The organism is Bradyrhizobium erythrophlei, from assembly GCF_900129425.1.
GTDB classification, from domain to species: domain Bacteria; phylum Pseudomonadota; class Alphaproteobacteria; order Rhizobiales; family Xanthobacteraceae; genus Bradyrhizobium; species Bradyrhizobium erythrophlei_C.
This window is the reverse complement of the sequence record NZ_LT670817.1, coordinates 4,405,661-4,421,242: the sequence shown is the minus strand read 5'-3', so window position 1 is coordinate 4,421,242 and position 15,582 is coordinate 4,405,661. Positions and strand designations below refer to the sequence as shown.

The window sequence follows — 15,582 nt, the reverse complement described above, 5'->3', positions numbered from 1 at the left end:
AACGATATTTGACGGCGTCATCGGCACTATATTGCTTCTGTCTTGGTCCTAGCGGGATCAGCGGCGTTCGCGGTCGGCGAAGCGCAAATGGCCTTTCGCTTTAGAGCAGCGGCAAACTTGGCGTGCGCAATTTTTCGGGAACTTTCAAAAAATCAATCTCGTTTCGAAATGCTCAAAAAAAGTGAACTTTTTCAGCCTCTTCGTCGTCTTACTCTTGAGGAAGAGTTTGCCGTGGAAGATAGCCAGTCCCACCTTCGCGCCAAAGCTGATAAATACCGCGTCTTCGCGCGGTGGCTGAGTGATCGGGAAACAGCCCAGCGAATACTGACGCTGACAAATGAATTAGAGCAGCGGGCAAGTGCTATGGAAAAACCCTCCGAAGAAGATATTCGCAAGCGTGCTCACGAACTTTGGGAGCACGCCGGAAAGCCCGAAAACAGGGACGAAGAGTTTTGGCACCTGGCTGAACAGGAGTTACGCAACGCGGATAAATCCTCGCCACTGCGCACTCCTGACAACCTTTAGCGGATCGCTGTAGCCGTTCGATCTTCGAAAACATTGAACACTGCAGCAGGTCCGCCGCAAATGGCGACGGCAGCCCGGGCAGGCACGTTCGTCGACATCTATGACTTTCCCGATGGCCGGCTGGAGATCCGCTGCAAGGCATTGCCGCCGCCCTATAAACGGCGGCGGCCGACGACCGTCGGGACAGTGCGTCCACTTGACAGACGTTCGAAGACATCCATATACCATCCATGCAGATGGTATATGGATGGCAAAAACAAATGACCCCTAATGTCCACGAGCTCAGACCAAAACCTCCCGAAACCGAAAAAATCACGATCAACCTTGGTTATGTCGACTTGGGTCACGTCGATTTATTGGTGCAGGACGGGTTCTACTCCAATCGCACTGATTTCATTCGAACGGCGATCCGTAACCAGCTCGAACGCCACGCAGACGTAGTCAAACAGTCCACGGCCCGAAAAAGTCTGGAACTCGGTTTGCGAAACTACAGCCGGGAGGATCTCGAGGCGGCACGGCGGGCCGGCGAGATGCTGCACATCAATGTTCTGGGCCTTGCCAGCATCGCCCAAGACGTCACGGCCGATCTCGCCCGCGCCACCATTGCTTCAATTTCCGTGCTGGGTGCCTTGCACGCCAGTCCCGCGGTCAAGGCCGCTCTTGCCGACAGGACGAGGTGAAGACGATGCTGAACCAGGACACATTTCGCGAAGCCACACGGCTGACGCATGCGGGCCAACTGGCCGAAGCCACCGCGCTGCTTCAGCGCATGCTCCGCGGGGAGGGCGCGCCGGACGCGACATCGCGCAACCCGGGGCGCATCTCCCTTCCAGGCCGCGAGCCGCCTACCATCGACGCGAAGGCTAATGACGTCGCGGAGACCGATAGCGCGCACCTGACGCAGGCCACATCGGCTCCAGCGCGCAGCCTCCAGCCGTTATTCGATCGCGCAAAGGATGGCTCCTGGCTCGGAATGCGAGGCGTAAAGCGCACCCCGCCGTCGACGCCGGACATCGTGCCGGAGGGCGCGAAGTTCATCGAAGGCGCCTACAGCAATCCGGCGGGAAGCCGCGCCTACAAGCTCTTTGTCCCGAGTGGCTATCAGGGGCAGCCGCTTCCTTTGGTCGTGATGCTTCACGGCTGCACCCAGTCGCCGGACGATTTCGCCGCCGGTACGAGAATGAACTTCATCGCAGAGGAACAAACGTGCTTCGTGGTCTATCCTGCACAGCGCAGCGACGCCAACCAGTCGAAATGCTGGAACTGGTTTCGCGCAGCCGACCAACAACGCGGCGGAGGCGAGCCCTCGCTTATCGCGGGCATCACGCGCCAGGTCATGCGCGACTATTCGGTTGATCCAAAACGCGTCTATATCGGCGGACTGTCGGCCGGAGCGGCCGCTGCGGCAATCATGGGAGCAACCTATAACGATCTGTATGCGGCGGTCGGGATTCATTCCGGCCTCGCCTGCGGGGCCGCCACTGACATGCCCTCCGCATTTGCCGCCATGCGGCAAGGCGGCGGACCCGGTCGCAGGGTCATTTCCAGCAACGGGCCACCTGTCCCGGCAATCATTTTTCACGGCGACCGCGACGCCACTGTGCATCCCGACAATGGCGATCAAGTTCTTGAACAGGCCATCGGTACGACGAGCACGCAAAAAAAAGTGCGTCGCGGGCAGATACCCGGAGGGCATGCCTACACCCGCACGACCCATACCGACGCGGGCGGACACGAAATCCTGGAGCACTGGAATATCCACGGTGCCGGCCACGCATGGTCAGGAGGCAGTCCGGCGGGCTCCTACACGGATCCGCGGGGACCGGACGCAACGAAGGAAATGCTGCGCTTCTTCCTCGAGAATTCACTCCCACAGCAACCAGGTTAGAGTTCTTCAGAGCAAAGCCAACGTAATTCTCTCTCGCAGGCAGGGCTTCCCGGATCACCGCTGCCGTGATCGCGGCGCGAGGCAATTGCGCCGTTCCTAGACTGCCCGGCGCAGCCCGCCTCCTCGGGCCGTCTCTTTGGTTTGGTTGGAACGGCCTCCGCGGGCGTCGTGCGCGGCATTTTTCATTGGGCGATGTTCAGTCTGCAACTATTCGGCATTCCGCTTGTTGAGGTTCCGGACTGTCAGGTCACGCCATGAATGTAGACCAGGATCTTCTGCTCTACCCGTTGGCTACGGCGGAATTGCCCTCCTGCCCAGCGTGCGGCTGCGCGATGGTAATTGTTCTGCATGAGGCCAGGGATAAAGGCCCGGACTTCTCGACATTCAGGTGTGAAGAGTGTTCTCGCTCCGAGCGATTTGTTTGCGAGGAGTAGTTACGCGTCAGTCGGCCGCACTATTAACGCTCGAATGGAGAACCGGCCATGCCCGATCAGAAGGCGTTAAAACCGGAAGATTTCCCGGTCCACACAAAGCAAAGTGAAATTATTACCGACACTGGCAAACCTGTCGCGGAAGCATGCGATAAGAAGACCGCGGAAGACGTTGCCGACCGTTTGAACACTGACCAGGCCCGAGACGAAGAAGATCGCTGGGCCTAGCGTTAACCGGTTGTTGTTTCACTTGGATGGACCAAATTCTTCCGCCGAAGCTAACCGACCTTTGAATTTGAGGCGTTGCGGCAAATCGCGACGCGCCCAGCCACGTGCCACATTCCATACCAGGTCCAATCCCGGCTAAACGACATTGGCTATGCCAAGGAAGTCTTGGGTGACGGATGACGGCTTACAGCGGATATCGCGTCGATGCAGATGTCCGCTACCAGGCACCCGTCGAGAATTTCGATGGAGCTCACAGCCTCCTTGGCGTCGTTTGGCACCGGATCGGGGGTGCTCGCTTGTCCACCTGCACGAGCGATGTTTCGGGGCGGCAGCATCTGCGACGACGGGCAACGCGGCCTCGACGATCGATTTCGGCTCATCCGAGGCCGCCTCGTGTCGGCGGCCGTCCCCGTCACCGATTCGGCGGCCGTCGAGTCTCTGATGGCGTAAACCCGTCAAGCAGAGGTTTTTTGCGCACCACGGTTACCAGCTCGGGAAAAACCGCTCGTGCGGCGCGGCCGGAATTGCGGCTACCCGGGTCCGCTGAACTCTTCTTGCAACCCTCCGCTTCGACTTGACGGATGCGACAGCTTGTTTCGATGGGAGCACTTGCATTTGCGCCTGCGCGTCCAGCGGTTTGGGCGGAATATCATTCCAGGCGGTCTGTTGGGGCGGAGGAACGATGGTCGGTTGGCTGGTATCCAGAACGATACGATCAGGCCATCGCTGCGCCGAGTGCAGCCGGATGATCGACTTGTCCACTTGCGGGTCTCTAAAAGAAACGGCTCCGACGTTCGTCGGCCAGTACCAGTCCGTTAGGAACAGCAGCGCGAGGAGGGCGCTGCCGACAAAGACGAAGTAACGGATTAAGGGCACCTGTGAACCGCTCTGAGTTAGGAAGGCTGTGGCCTGTCTTGCCGCGATGCAGGTACAATGTGCGGTCGGCCCTCCAGTTCCCCGCAACCGCGGCTCTCGTTGCCGAATTTTTTCCCTCAGTAGGGTTCGCTTGGAAAGGGGACTGCGGCGCAAAAGCTATCCTCGAACGCCACCACTGCCGGCATTTGTAGGCTGCGGCCGCGAGTCCAAGAGTCCCGAATTGTTCGTGCAGCTTGTATAGAAACCCCGCCGACGCTTCAGAGCCATGGTGTACCGGGTCTGCCAGTACAGCCTAGCCGGTCAGAAGACGCTATAGAAAATCCCGTAGCCGTCCGAGTTCAATGATGTGCTCGGCCGACAAGATAGCGGTCACTAAATTGTCCTGCGGAGCTGCGTGAATCTCGTACAGATGATGCTGGGACGCAGGCTTGGATTGGAACTGCCGTATGCATTCATCGAGAGTACCATCAGCTACCAAATACGGACCAGTGCTTGCGGTGGAGCTAATTCGTTCGGTGTTTACTGACGGCCATTTTCTTAGAACGGCACGAGCCGCAAAATTAATTTTAACATTAGTCGCGTCCATGTTTTTATGATTCGCCTATCGATTCCGAGCGCCGCGTTTTGCCGTCGCAGTCTGCGGATACCCGGTTGCAAGTAGCGCCATTCTTCGCCTTCACATGAAGAAAGGCCCCGATGGTTTGGATCGGGGCCTTTCCTTTCTAGTCGCGGTCATGAATTACGGTCTTGCTGCGCGTACCGTCATCATGATCCTTCTTGATCACGGTGGTACGCTCGGACGGCTCAGGCTCCTTGACAACTGTACGATCCCGCTCGCGGTCAACATCCCGATGATCCGCGCCAACGGTCACGCCTGCTCCAACGGGTCCCACACCGACGCCAACACCGACATCCTCAGCAAAAGCCGGGGATGAAAGCGCCGCCAGGGCAGCAAACACGAAAGCATACTTCATGAAAATCTCCTCTCTTTGTTGATGTGAAGAGAAAAGAAAAGACGTTGTCAAAGGTTCCCGAGATCCGAGCAATTATCGCGGAACCGGAGCTTTCTGGAAGTCCGGGCAGGTCGAGCAGAGTTAGAGCTGGTGTGATCCTTTTGCTTGCGAGTTTTCAAATTCGACCGGGACCCCTTTTTTAACCATGGAAGCCAATTGAACTGCATCCCAATTCGTCAACCTGATGCAGCCGTGAGATTCCGCTTTGCTGACCTTTGACGGCTCCGGCGTGCCGTGTATTCCATAACCCTCTTTCGACAGGCCAATCCATTCATTACCGACAGGATTGTTGGGGCCTGGTCCGATTACAAACGCCTTTTTCGATTTTACGCCCCGAAATTTATATTCCGGATTGTATCGATATGTCGGATTCGCGTCGATTGAGATGATTTTGAGCGTGCCGTCGGGTGTAGGCTTTTCTTCGCTTCCCACTGTGGCGGGATAAAACGCCAACAAGTCTCCTGACTGGCTGTATGCCTTGACGGTCTGTCTTTGTTTGTCGACTTCTATCTTTGCTACCGACCTCTTCGTCTCGCCAGTTTCGTGCGCTATGACGTTTGGAGCTACAATTTTTTCACCCGCCCGATTGAATTTGCTCTGAGGATTGAGAACCGCGAGAAGCCGTTCGCTCATATGAAATTTCTCAGCAAGGGCTTCTCGAACGTTTCGGTACCTAATAGCTTTCAGGCCCTTCATGTCCTCCAGCTTTGCAGGAATCTTTTTGAGAAATGGTCCTTTGAGATCATTCTCTGTCAAAACATAAGCCGTGAGCACGGGGCGTGTATCTGCGGACAGCATCGCCCAAAGTTCGCCCGTGAGATTCCCGCCTGCCGTCAATCCATGCGCTTCGGAATAGGCTGTTATTGCCTTTTCTACGTTTTCCCCCAATTTCCCATCAATTTCACCGGGCGAAAAGTGGGCACGATCCAACAGCACCTCGACTTTGACCGTAAGTGGCGACTCCACTTCCTTCGAAGGAAGTTTTTCCGTGAATGCTGCGCTTTCGACGGCCTGTGTGTTCAGAAGTCCCGCGGCATCGGCCACTGAAATAGTCAAAGCCAACACGAGCGCGAGTAATGTGCGATACATCCGAAAGTCCTTCCAGAGATTCTATTTAGCACAGCCGGCCATTGCATTCGGAATCGGTTCTAACCAGTCAGCGTAGGACCGAGCCTTTAGCGCTTCTGTTGAATCGGATGGGGTTGCGGCCCGCGCAGCGTTGAGAGACGCCAGCGCACCCACAGCGCCCAAAAATCCTGCGATCTTTTTCTCCATATCTCTCTCCCTTGTTGGACCAAAACGGGCAATGTTTCAGAGCGCGGTTAAGGTTCCAACGAGGTAAACTACCGCTAGTTCCCGGCCGTTGCAGTCGTCCCGGAGTGTGCTTAATCCTGCGTACCGCGCCCCCCATCCCGATACGATCCCGACCGGCCGAGTAGACCCCGCGCTGGCCACTTTTGGGCCCCCAGCAGATTCAAAACAGGTCATGCTGAAGCCTGGTTCGGCGACGAACTCGCAGCCGCGTCGGAAGCCGCCGGCGATGGTTAGGTGCTTGAACTCGGGCTGCGCCTTTTTCGAGGGTCTGCTTCGCGTGCTCGAGCAGGGCCGCGGCGCGGTGCATGTAGAGCCGTGCCGCGCCACTTTTGGCGATGGGCCACGTTCTGCAGGATCTTGGTCTGCAGCGCCGCGCCCAGCCCTTGGCCCTACGGATGCGGTCGTCTTTGGCGGCCGCCTTAAGCTCGGCAAGCGAGATGACGCCGAGATCCCGGTAGAGCCGTTGCGAGCGGGAACACGCGCAGCTTCGGCTCGAAGTCAAGCTTGCGGAATCTTCAGCAGGTTCGGCATGTCAGCTGCCTTGCGAGGCCCCTACCGTATCGGCCATGTGCGCTCCTCGCACGCCGATCGGCTTTGGCGAACCCGTTGTGGTGTCTCGGGCGGTCTGGTGCTCCATCTCGGCATCGAGCTCGGCCCCGAACAGGATCACAATTGCAGAAATCCAGAGCCACGTCATGAACCCGATCGCTCCGCCCAGCGAACCGTAGGTCTCATTGAACTTGCCGAAATTCGCGGCGTACCAGGAGAACAGCGCCGAGGCACCGAGCCAAAGAATCGCGGCCGCTAGGCTGCCCCACGTGATCCATCTCCAGCGCGGAGCCTCACGACTCGGCCCGAAGCGATAGATGCATGCGAGGGCCAGCGCCACCACGAGGAGCATGGCCGGCCATCGCACAAGGCGAACGAAAAGGTCCGCGAAGTCCGAGAGCCAAAGGTAGTTAAGGACCAGGGGTAAGACGACGACGGCGCCGAGCGCGGCCAAAACGAACGCAATGGCCGCGAGAGTAAATGCCAGGGACATGGCATTGAGCTTAAGGAAACCGCGCTTCTCGTTCTCGCCGTAAATGATGTTCAACGTGTCGAATAAGGACTTCATCGCAGCGTTCGCGCTCCAAAGCGATACTGCAAGGCCAATGATGAACGTCAGACCGAGGGTCTGATTCCCCTTCGACACGACACGCGTGAGCTGCTCGCGCGCCACGTCGATGGCGCCACTCGGGACGAATCCGGACACCTCGTCGAGATGCTTTGCGATGGTGCCGGTGTCCGAGAACAGACCGTAGATCGCAACAAGAGCCGCAAGGGCGGGAAAGATCGCAAGAAGGCTGTAGTACGTCATGCCGGCAGCCAAGGCCAGAATGCGATGGTCCCCGACGTCGGAATACACGCGCAGCAGGATGTCCTTCCATCCCTTCGCGGGTATCTCTGAAGGCGACGCCGCAAGACGGCCACGGTCGTTGCCCTCCGCCGTCAGACCGAGGGCAGAGGCCTCTCGCTTCGTCTTCCGCTTTGACAATCCCTGGTTCTCCTGGGGCGCGAGGCGCTCTATCAGGAAAGCGGCAGCCAGCAGACCAAGAGCCGCAGCAAGGTTCCATCCAGTGAGATTGGGACGCCGGTCAGGTTTAGCTTCCATGCCCAGAAACTCCTCCAACGAATTCTAACCGCGACCGAGGAAGGAGAGTTCCGCTTAAGATCCGGGCTGAGCGCCTGCATCCGCGAATAGTTTCGCCGCGTTGAGGTCCGGATGAACGACGAACCGGAGGGGTTGGTGGGGCGTTGGATGGTTTCGCGCGTCCAATCCTTTGAGCCATGCGTACAGCACTTAGATCAAGCCGCGTTCGCCACGGATCAAGGTTTCCAATTACCGTCTCCGGGGCGGACGTCGCGATCGCGCGGAAAATCGTCCGCAATACGGTCCAGCTCCGGAAGAGATTGCCCGCGCCTTGATTTGTGGCGCGGATGAGAAGGTCCTTCTGGTTCTGGCGGCGGCCGGCTGCTCGCCTCGCGCGGTCGCGATCACGGCCAGTGATCGGCGGATTGCGGGGAACTGCAAGCGCGCGGAACGAACCCGTGTATCGCTTGTTTACCCAGCGCTGCAACATTTCCCAGGATCGTCCGGATTTCGTGCACGCAAATCCCGAGTGCAATCCATGACCTCAGCGAAGCCTGTTAGACGCCTTCGTTCTTCCATGCCCGTTAACCGTCGCAACGCAAAGGCGCGTCCTTACGCGGTAGCTTCGGCGGTTGCGATTGGGACACTGGCCGCAATGGCCTTGATCAATCGTAATCTTGCGAAGAAAGCGGAGCATAAAAATCCGCCCACTGGCCGCTTCTTTGATGTGAACGGCGTTCGGCTTCACTATGTTGAACGGGGCTCGGGCGAACCGCTGGTTCTGCTGCACGGCAATGGCAGCATGATCCAGGATTTCGAATCCAGCGGTCTAGTTGATCTCGCGGCAAAAAATTACAGGGTCATCGTTTTCGATCGCCCCGGCTTCGGCCACAGCGACCGGCCGCGCAACGTCGTATGGTCGCCCGACGCCCAGGCCGAACTGATCAAACAAGCGCTCAAGCGGCTCGACGTTTCAAGCACCGTCGTTCTCGGACACTCATGGGGCGCGTCGGTTGCTGTGGCACTGGCCCTGAAAAATCCCGATCTGGTCCGCGGACTGGTCCTCGCCTCGGGGTACTATTATCCCACTGCAAGGCCCGACGTCATCGCGATGGGTGCGCCGGCCTTGCCACTCATCGGCGACATCCTCAGTCATTCCTTGTCGCCGTTGATTAGCCGCGCGATATGGCCGCTGATGATGGCAAAGATCTTTGGTCCCAGATCTGTGCCGAAGAAGTTTGAAGCATTTCCAAAGGAAATGGCCCTTCGTCCTTCGCAGATCCGGGCATCCGCCGCGGAATCGGCGCTCATGATTCCGGACGCCTTCAAGCTGCGCAATCAGTATGCGGATTTGAAGATGCCGGTTGTCATCATTGCCGGCGAGCAAGACAGGCTGATCGATATCGATACGCAGTCGGCCCGGCTGCATTCCGAGATTTCCCAGAGCAAGTTTCATCGGGTTCCCGGAAACGGTCACATGATCCAGCAGACGGCCACGGATCAGGTGATGTTGGCTATACGGGAAGCGGCGAGCCCATCGAAACTTGAAGCAGCGGAATAGCTATGAGGTCGGCGTCGCGGGTCATGAACGATCGGGGCGTCCGGGTTCAACGTAATGCCGCGCTTGGCCGTCCGCGCGCGAATCCAGGACGTTGTCGATCAGGTCCGACAATCTTACCAACTTCATTCCAAAGCGGTTTTGATTGCCGCGCCGAGCCGCTCTATTAAGAATGGTTTCTGTAGCACGGGGCAATCGCGGAATGCTTCGGGAACTCCTGCCGCGCCGTAGCCGCTCGCAAATATAAACGGCAAGCCGCGGCTATAAATAACGGCTGCTACTGGATCGATTTTCGACCCGCCTAAATTGATATCGAGAATGGCGATTTCGAAATTGGCGGTTCGTGCTAACCGTAGGGCGTCGGCGATATTGGCGGCTTCGCCGGCAACCGAATGCCCCAGTTCCTCCACCATTCCCGCGATCATCATGCGAATCAAGGCTTCATCCTCAACCAGTAGGATCGACACCTGACGCTGTTTGGATTCCGTCAATACCTATTCCTCGATACACAGCATTCGGCCGTGATAGCCACGGGGGTCGCAGGCTCGATGCACTTAAGTTGTTTCATTGGAGCGCGCCAAGTTACGCTCGATCGACTGGACCGAAGCGCCGATCTGAGCACTCGTTTCGGCCAGCAGCACCTGCGCAGCCTCGGTTCTCCGCCGCGAGCTATCGGCTTCTCCTCTGGCTGTGGTCGGGTTCGCCGTGACCTGCTTGATCGCCGCCAACTGCTCTTGAGACGCCGCCGGCGGCCTCGTCGGCCCCCGTGGCTATTTGTTCCATGGATCGGCGAAGCTCTTCCGCCGCCGCCGAAGCCTGGGTCAGCCCGCTCGCGAGCTCTTCGGTAGCCGCCGCCACCCGCTCGGACACCTTGTCCGTGCTCAGACCCTTTCCTGGTTTCAGAGCCCTCGTCTTTGGAACTCGCAGGGGTGCCGGGGGGCTCACATCCAAACGCCGGGTTTTTGCTGCTGAACCCGCGATTCTTGAGGTTTTCACAAGGGCCATATCAAATCTCGGTATAAGTGTGCGGATAATCTTAGGGTCGCTATCCGAGAAGGATAGGCATATTTGACCGAGATGGGATATCGCTAATTCCTCTTCCTGAAATGCCTTGTCCTCGTCCAGCGCCTCATGTGCCGTGGCGTAAGCCTTCATGTAACCGATGTAGCCGTCCGTCTCTGCCATGCCGCCCGCCGAAATCAACGACATGTCGGTTAGCCAATCGACCGGCGAACGCAGGTCTTCGACATTTCGCGGGGGCAAGTGTGCTCGCTGCGCGAGGACCCGTTGATCAGCAGGATACGTAGTTTCGCGCTGACGTCGTCGTGTCGGCGTGTGCGGCGAGGATTGCCTCGCGCGCCGCCAGCCAATCCACCGACATCTCATAGTCCGGATCGGCAAAGCCCGGGACGGCCTTACGCGTTATCGGCGATTTTTCGCGAGTTGCTGTACGCATCCCAAGCAGCATCCACAATCGCACTGAGCTCGCGATGACGCCGCTGCGATAACGTTTTTCGAATTCGTCCCGGGACAATTTGACCGGAGGCATTCCCTTGCGAACATCGATGTGGGGGCAAGACGCGACCTCTAACGAGACATTTCAGCTACCGCCGAGGTCGCATCTGAGTTCCGAAACGCAACTCTTCGAGCACGCCCAACCATCGAGCTTATTCCGGGGGAAGCAGTTGGGCCGACCGTGCTGGGGTGCACCGTAATAGCTGGGACCCCGTAAGTCGTGAGATCTCTGGAACGATCTTTGATGCTGCCGATTGTTTGGGAACGTAACACCACGGAGGATCCGATGGATTTGGACGGAAAAAAGATTGCAATTCTCGCTACCAATGGCTTCGAGCAGGCGGAACTCGAAGTGCCACGGGACCGGCTGAAGAAGGCGGGCGCGACCGTCGACGTCGTTTCTTTGGCCGGAGGCGAGATCAAGGGCTGGGAAAAAAAGGACTGGGGCCGGTCGGTGAAGGTCGACAAGACCCTCGATGAGGTTTCCGCGAAAGACTACGACGCCGTCGTGCTGCCTGGCGGCCAGATAAATCCGGACCTGCTGCGGGTCGAGCCGAAGGCGCTCAAATTCATCAAGGATATATTCGACGCGAAGAAAGTCGTGGCGGCCGTTTGCCACGCGCCATGGCTGCTCATCGAGACCGGTATCGCAAAGGGCCGAAGGATGACGTCGTTCAAATCGATCAAGACCGATGTGGCGAATGCCGGCGCGCAATGGGAAGACTCCCAGGTCGTTGTCGATCAGGGCGTCATCACGTCCCGGAATCCGGGCGACCTCGAAGCCTTCAGCGCCAAGATTATCGAGGAGATCAAGGAAGGCGGCCACACCCGGCGTAGCGCGGCGTAACGGGCATGAAGAGCGCGAAGATAGCCAGCGACGCCGGAGCGGAGACCCGCGTCGTCATTCTTGAATCCGGTGAAGAAGCATTCGCAGCGTTGGCGAAATTTGCCAACGACGCAGGAATCACCGCGGCCTCTCTGACCGCCATCGGTGCCTTTGAGAACGCCACTGTCGGTTGGTTCGACTTTGAGAAGAAAACGTACAAGAAAATCGAGGTCGCCCAGCAGTGCGAAGTGTTGAGCGCAATTGGCGACGTCGCTGTCGGCGACGACGGCAAATCGAGCCTTCACATTCATGTTGTTCTCGGCCTGTCCGACGGCACCACGCGCGGCGGTCACCTTCTTGAGGGCAAGGTCCGGCCGACGCTGGAAGTCGTTCTGACCGATACGCCGGCCAAGTTAAGACGGACGAAGAGGGCCGATATCGGAATAGCCCTTATCGACCTGGAGGCCGGGAAGCGCTGAATTTCAGCTCGGCAGTAGCTTCCTGCGCAAGCCTATAGCGCCACTCAGATCGTCGGGACACTTCGCGAGTTGCCCGGCACAGTTTGAATTTAACTCGGCGAAACTTAACACTGTTCGAGGCCTTGTCTTCGAGAGTCCAAAGGAGTGTCCCATGGCGAACAATAAAAATCCGAATGAGAAGCTGCCGGGCGAAAAGGCGCCTGGAAAACATCATTACAATCCCGGCAACATGTCCGGCAAAACAGTCAAAACCGCCGAGGAAAGGTCCGAAAAGAAAAACGACGGCGACAAGCTTCAGAGCCGCGACGAGGCATCCAAGGAGCATTCATAGTTCCGGCTTTTAGCCGATGCGCTATTAACCATTCTGTCCCGGGCCAGATCAATCACGAGCTGCCTGCAGGGAATCGTCGATCCAACTGATGGCTCTGCGCGTCCGGCTCGGTGCTGAAGAGCGTCGGGGCGGACCCAGTCGGCAGTCGGGGTGAGACTTCCGAAAGCCGTCTTGCAGGCCGTGGTGTTTGGGCCGAGTCCCGGTGCTCATCGCGACCGGCGGAATCCTTTAATTAATCGGTCGGCTTTTCGCTTCTTTCTAGCTGAGGTTTTTCATATAAGACTGCGTTCAACAAAGAACGGTGCACCTCGATCTTGCCGTTGTAGCTAATCAATCCGAGCTTACGAAATTTGTTCAGGAAAAAGCTTACCGGGGTCGGGTCGTTCCGATCATCTCCGCTAAGGTTGCTTGATTGATCGAAGCATCGATTGGCGTTGGCTTTCCATTTTTTCCGAAATTGGCCAGCAAGAGAAGAAGGCGCGCGAGCCGCTTCTCACTCGAATTGAATAGCTGGTCGATCAAATCCTCTTCAATGCGATTGCTCCGGGTCACCAGGTAAGTCACGAAAAGTTCTGAAAACCTTGGTTCCTTGCGGAGCGCCGCCATCATCGCCCTCCGCGTTATTGAGGTGATAACGCACTCCTCCATTGCCCTCGCGGTTCCAACGCGGGCCGCCTGACCATTCAGACATCCCTCGCCAAAAAACTGCGCTTTGTCCAATATTCCGACGACTGCTTCTTTGCCTTGCTCGGAAACAACGGTCACCTTCACCTTGCCCGATTGGATGTAAAAGATCCGATCAGCCTCTTCGCCTTGGGAATAGATGATCCGGCCTTTACGGTACTTCAATATCGTCTTGCCGGTCCCGACTTTGGCTAGAAAAGCTTGGGGATCGAACTGTCGCTTGGCTGACTTCACAAGCCCCTCCTTTGGACCAGCGATGCCTAAATATTAAAAATGATGCGTTGTGGTCAATATTGACCAGCGGACCAATTTCCAAGGGAGAAAATGACCCAGGTCAGTGCCGGTGTCCGGCAGCGTGTCGTGCACCCGTCCGATCCAAAAGGGGTGCCTCACGTGCCCGGCCCTCATGCATTACCAACCGGTCCCCCGCTGAGCGCCATCGAGCGCCCGCGCCAGACCCGCACGATACCGGCCCGCACTGCGCCCGGCCCAGCGGGTTACGAACTCCGCACTTTCGAGTGCCCCAGGTGTGATCGTTTCCAGCGAACCTTGGTGGTCAGCGACCCCATGAGCGGCGACCTGAGAGGGTGGCTTCGCGGCGAACTTAAATGCCCGGACTAGATTTCGGCAATCTCATGGAAGATTAAAATGTCCGCTCAATTAGCCCCTTCGCACCCCGGGTCCTATCGAGTTCACCATGCGACCGTTGCCGCGGCGTTACCACGGTGCAGCGGATCACGCCTTCGCGACCGGGATACGAGCATCGGACGCTGCGCTGCACAAGCTGCGGCCACATCGATCAAATGCAAGTTGTATCCAGCCACTCGCAATCCGAACATCTCGATTGGTTTGATAGCAATTTGTACTCACCGAAATGAGGTCCGGCATGGGTAACAGGAAGAAGGTCGTATTTTTGACGGCCGACCATCTGGAAGAGCAGGCAGACGCGCGCGCCAGTGAGGCAAAGCTATTGCCTGAGGGAGAGGCAAGACAGAATGCGCTTCGTAATGCGGCACAGTTGAGGGTGTATGCTTCCATGAAGCGCGCACTCACACCACAAACCGCCAGATCGAAATAGTACGCGCGGATCGGGAAGGTTGCAGAATGTCGGATTTTGACCCCGAGATAATCCAAATGCTGAATTCAGCTGAGGTTACAGCACAATGAGCAATGTACTTTCCTACGCGCTACGCTCCTTCCAGCGCAAACGCGAGAGAACCTCCACCGAGATGGATGCGGTCTTCGCGAACGCAGCCGAAATCGCCCTCGGTGCGGGCAACGAGGAACAAGCCTTCGAAATGCCCGGGCAGCTGTTCGAACAACTGCCATTTGCCATTTACGTTTGTGACCGGGACGGTCTTGTTCTTCGATACAACCGCCGCGCCGCCGAACTATGGGGCCGGTCGCCTAAACTCGGCGATCCTGATGAACGGTTTTGTGGATCGTATCGAATGTTCCGGCCTGACGGTAGTCTGCTCCCGCACCATCAATGCCCCATGGCAGATGTGCTGCGCACCGGTATCTCCTTGCGCGAACAGGAAGTACACATCGAGCGACCTGACGGCTTGCGCGGCATCGCGCTCGTTGACATCGAGGCAATCAAGGATAACGGTGGAAACATTGTCGGCGCTGTTAACTGCTTCCAGGATATAACGGAGCGCAAACGCAGCGAGGCGCAAATCGTCAATCTCGCGCGAGAGGCCGAGCATCGAACAAAAAACATCTTGGCCACCGTGTTAGCAACGGTGCGTCTTTCTCATTCCGATCGGTCTGATGATCTCAAGCAAGTGATCGAAGGGCGCATCAACGCCCTCGCAAAGGTCCATGCACTGTTCGTGCAATCGCGCTGGATGGGAGCCGAGCTTCACAGTCTGGTCGCGCAGGAGCTGTTGCCTTATCGCGGGGAGAAAGAGGCGCGTGTGCGAACTAACGGCCCAAGCGTAATGCTGGAGCCGTATACGGCTCAGACGGTTGCAATCTCCTTGCATGAACTCGCAACTAACGCGGCAAAATACGGATCGCTGTCTGCAACGGATGGTTACGTTGAAATCGGGTGGTCCCGGACGGCAGACGGACGGCTCAGTTTGCGCTGGATCGAGTCGGGCGGGCCGCCGGTTACGCCGCCCACGCACCGCGGGTTCGGCACGAGCATTATGGAAAACATAATTGCAGGCCAGCTCAAGGGTGAGGTGCGTTTTGATTGGCGCGACCAAGGGCTCACGTGCGAGATCGCCCTGCCGCTTGCATAGTCTTGCCGCCACGGACGATGGCAAAGCTGCCT

General features: G+C 57.7%; 16 protein-coding genes and 2 pseudogenes. 10 read left to right on the top strand and 8 right to left on the bottom strand.

Going from position 1 to position 15,582, the window contains the following annotated elements; all coding sequences use genetic code 11:
- Nucleotides 1-87 precede the first annotated feature (87 nt).
- The 4 genes from B5527_RS47730 to B5527_RS45430 all read left to right on the top strand — a co-directional run bounded on the left by B5527_RS47730 (nucleotide 88) and on the right by B5527_RS45430 (nucleotide 3,072).
- Nucleotides 88-525 carry a DUF2934 domain-containing protein gene (locus B5527_RS47730; RefSeq protein WP_425305085.1) on the top strand — a complete coding sequence of 146 codons (438 nt, stop codon included), beginning with the start codon at nucleotides 88-90 and terminating at the stop codon, nucleotides 523-525.
- Between the two features lie 260 nt (nucleotides 526-785).
- The gene (locus B5527_RS21005; RefSeq protein ID WP_079607406.1) at nucleotides 786-1,205 is read left to right on the top strand and encodes a CopG family transcriptional regulator; all 420 of its coding nucleotides are present in this window, start codon (nucleotides 786-788) and stop codon (nucleotides 1,203-1,205) included.
- Nucleotides 1,206-1,210: 5 nt separating this feature from the next.
- A complete protein-coding gene (locus tag B5527_RS21000; protein WP_079607405.1) occupies nucleotides 1,211-2,413 on the top strand; it encodes an extracellular catalytic domain type 1 short-chain-length polyhydroxyalkanoate depolymerase in 1,203 nt (400 codons plus the stop codon).
- A gap of 482 nt (nucleotides 2,414-2,895) precedes the next feature.
- Nucleotides 2,896-3,072, top strand: a complete 177-nt coding sequence (locus tag B5527_RS45430; protein WP_172842624.1) for a hypothetical protein — start codon at nucleotides 2,896-2,898, stop codon at nucleotides 3,070-3,072.
- A 483-nt stretch (nucleotides 3,073-3,555) separates the two neighbouring features.
- Here B5527_RS45430 and B5527_RS20995 read toward each other — a convergent pair whose 3' ends face one another.
- From B5527_RS20995 to B5527_RS20970, 4 genes are all read right to left on the bottom strand, one after another.
- Complete coding sequence (locus B5527_RS20995; protein ID WP_245332675.1) at nucleotides 3,556-3,834, bottom strand: hypothetical protein; 279 nt, start codon at nucleotides 3,832-3,834, stop codon at nucleotides 3,556-3,558.
- A gap of 836 nt (nucleotides 3,835-4,670) precedes the next feature.
- Entirely contained in the window at nucleotides 4,671-4,922 is a 252-nt protein-coding gene (locus B5527_RS20985; RefSeq protein ID WP_079603228.1) for a hypothetical protein, read from the bottom strand.
- 120 nt (nucleotides 4,923-5,042) lie between these two features.
- The gene (locus B5527_RS20980) at nucleotides 5,043-6,050 is read right to left on the bottom strand and encodes a L,D-transpeptidase family protein (protein WP_079603227.1); all 1,008 of its coding nucleotides are present in this window, start codon (nucleotides 6,048-6,050) and stop codon (nucleotides 5,043-5,045) included.
- Nucleotides 6,051-6,807: 757 nt separating this feature from the next.
- On the bottom strand, nucleotides 6,808-7,947 hold the full coding sequence (locus B5527_RS20970; RefSeq protein ID WP_245332674.1) for a YihY/virulence factor BrkB family protein: 1,140 nt from the start codon (nucleotides 7,945-7,947) through the stop codon (nucleotides 6,808-6,810).
- A gap of 499 nt (nucleotides 7,948-8,446) precedes the next feature.
- On the opposite strand from B5527_RS20970, the gene B5527_RS20965 reads away from it, so the two are divergent.
- A complete protein-coding gene (locus tag B5527_RS20965) occupies nucleotides 8,447-9,469 on the top strand; it encodes an alpha/beta fold hydrolase (RefSeq protein ID WP_079603226.1) in 1,023 nt (340 codons plus the stop codon).
- A 122-nt stretch (nucleotides 9,470-9,591) separates the two neighbouring features.
- Here B5527_RS20965 and B5527_RS20960 read toward each other — a convergent pair whose 3' ends face one another.
- From B5527_RS20960 to B5527_RS47725, 3 genes and pseudogenes are all read right to left on the bottom strand, one after another.
- The gene (locus B5527_RS20960; RefSeq protein ID WP_079603225.1) at nucleotides 9,592-9,957 is read right to left on the bottom strand and encodes a response regulator; all 366 of its coding nucleotides are present in this window, start codon (nucleotides 9,955-9,957) and stop codon (nucleotides 9,592-9,594) included.
- A gap of 178 nt (nucleotides 9,958-10,135) precedes the next feature.
- On the bottom strand, nucleotides 10,136-10,675 hold the full coding sequence (locus tag B5527_RS46485) for a hypothetical protein (RefSeq protein ID WP_245332673.1): 540 nt from the start codon (nucleotides 10,673-10,675) through the stop codon (nucleotides 10,136-10,138).
- 29 nt (nucleotides 10,676-10,704) lie between these two features.
- Nucleotides 10,705-11,015 (bottom strand): annotated as a pseudogene (locus B5527_RS47725) (NADPH-dependent FMN reductase); the annotation flags it as partial.
- A 252-nt stretch (nucleotides 11,016-11,267) separates the two neighbouring features.
- On the opposite strand from B5527_RS47725, the gene B5527_RS20950 reads away from it, so the two are divergent.
- From B5527_RS20950 to B5527_RS20940, 3 genes are all read left to right on the top strand, one after another.
- Entirely contained in the window at nucleotides 11,268-11,828 is a 561-nt protein-coding gene (locus B5527_RS20950; protein ID WP_079607403.1) for a type 1 glutamine amidotransferase domain-containing protein, read from the top strand.
- Nucleotides 11,829-11,833: 5 nt separating this feature from the next.
- Nucleotides 11,834-12,286 carry a PPC domain-containing DNA-binding protein gene (locus tag B5527_RS20945; protein WP_079603224.1) on the top strand — a complete coding sequence of 151 codons (453 nt, stop codon included), beginning with the start codon at nucleotides 11,834-11,836 and terminating at the stop codon, nucleotides 12,284-12,286.
- 151 nt (nucleotides 12,287-12,437) lie between these two features.
- Nucleotides 12,438-12,617 carry a hypothetical protein gene (locus B5527_RS20940; RefSeq protein WP_079603223.1) on the top strand — a complete coding sequence of 60 codons (180 nt, stop codon included), beginning with the start codon at nucleotides 12,438-12,440 and terminating at the stop codon, nucleotides 12,615-12,617.
- A gap of 232 nt (nucleotides 12,618-12,849) precedes the next feature.
- On the opposite strand, the pseudogene B5527_RS20935 reads toward B5527_RS20940, so the two are convergent.
- Nucleotides 12,850-13,535: pseudogene (locus tag B5527_RS20935) on the bottom strand (Crp/Fnr family transcriptional regulator).
- A gap of 652 nt (nucleotides 13,536-14,187) precedes the next feature.
- Between B5527_RS20935 and B5527_RS20925 the strand changes: the two are divergent.
- Both B5527_RS20925 and B5527_RS20920 read left to right on the top strand, forming a co-directional pair.
- Nucleotides 14,188-14,379, top strand: a complete 192-nt coding sequence (locus B5527_RS20925; protein WP_154072418.1) for a hypothetical protein — start codon at nucleotides 14,188-14,190, stop codon at nucleotides 14,377-14,379.
- An 85-nt stretch (nucleotides 14,380-14,464) separates the two neighbouring features.
- On the top strand, nucleotides 14,465-15,550 hold the full coding sequence (locus tag B5527_RS20920) for an HWE histidine kinase domain-containing protein (protein ID WP_079603221.1): 1,086 nt from the start codon (nucleotides 14,465-14,467) through the stop codon (nucleotides 15,548-15,550).
- Nucleotides 15,551-15,582 lie beyond the last annotated feature (32 nt).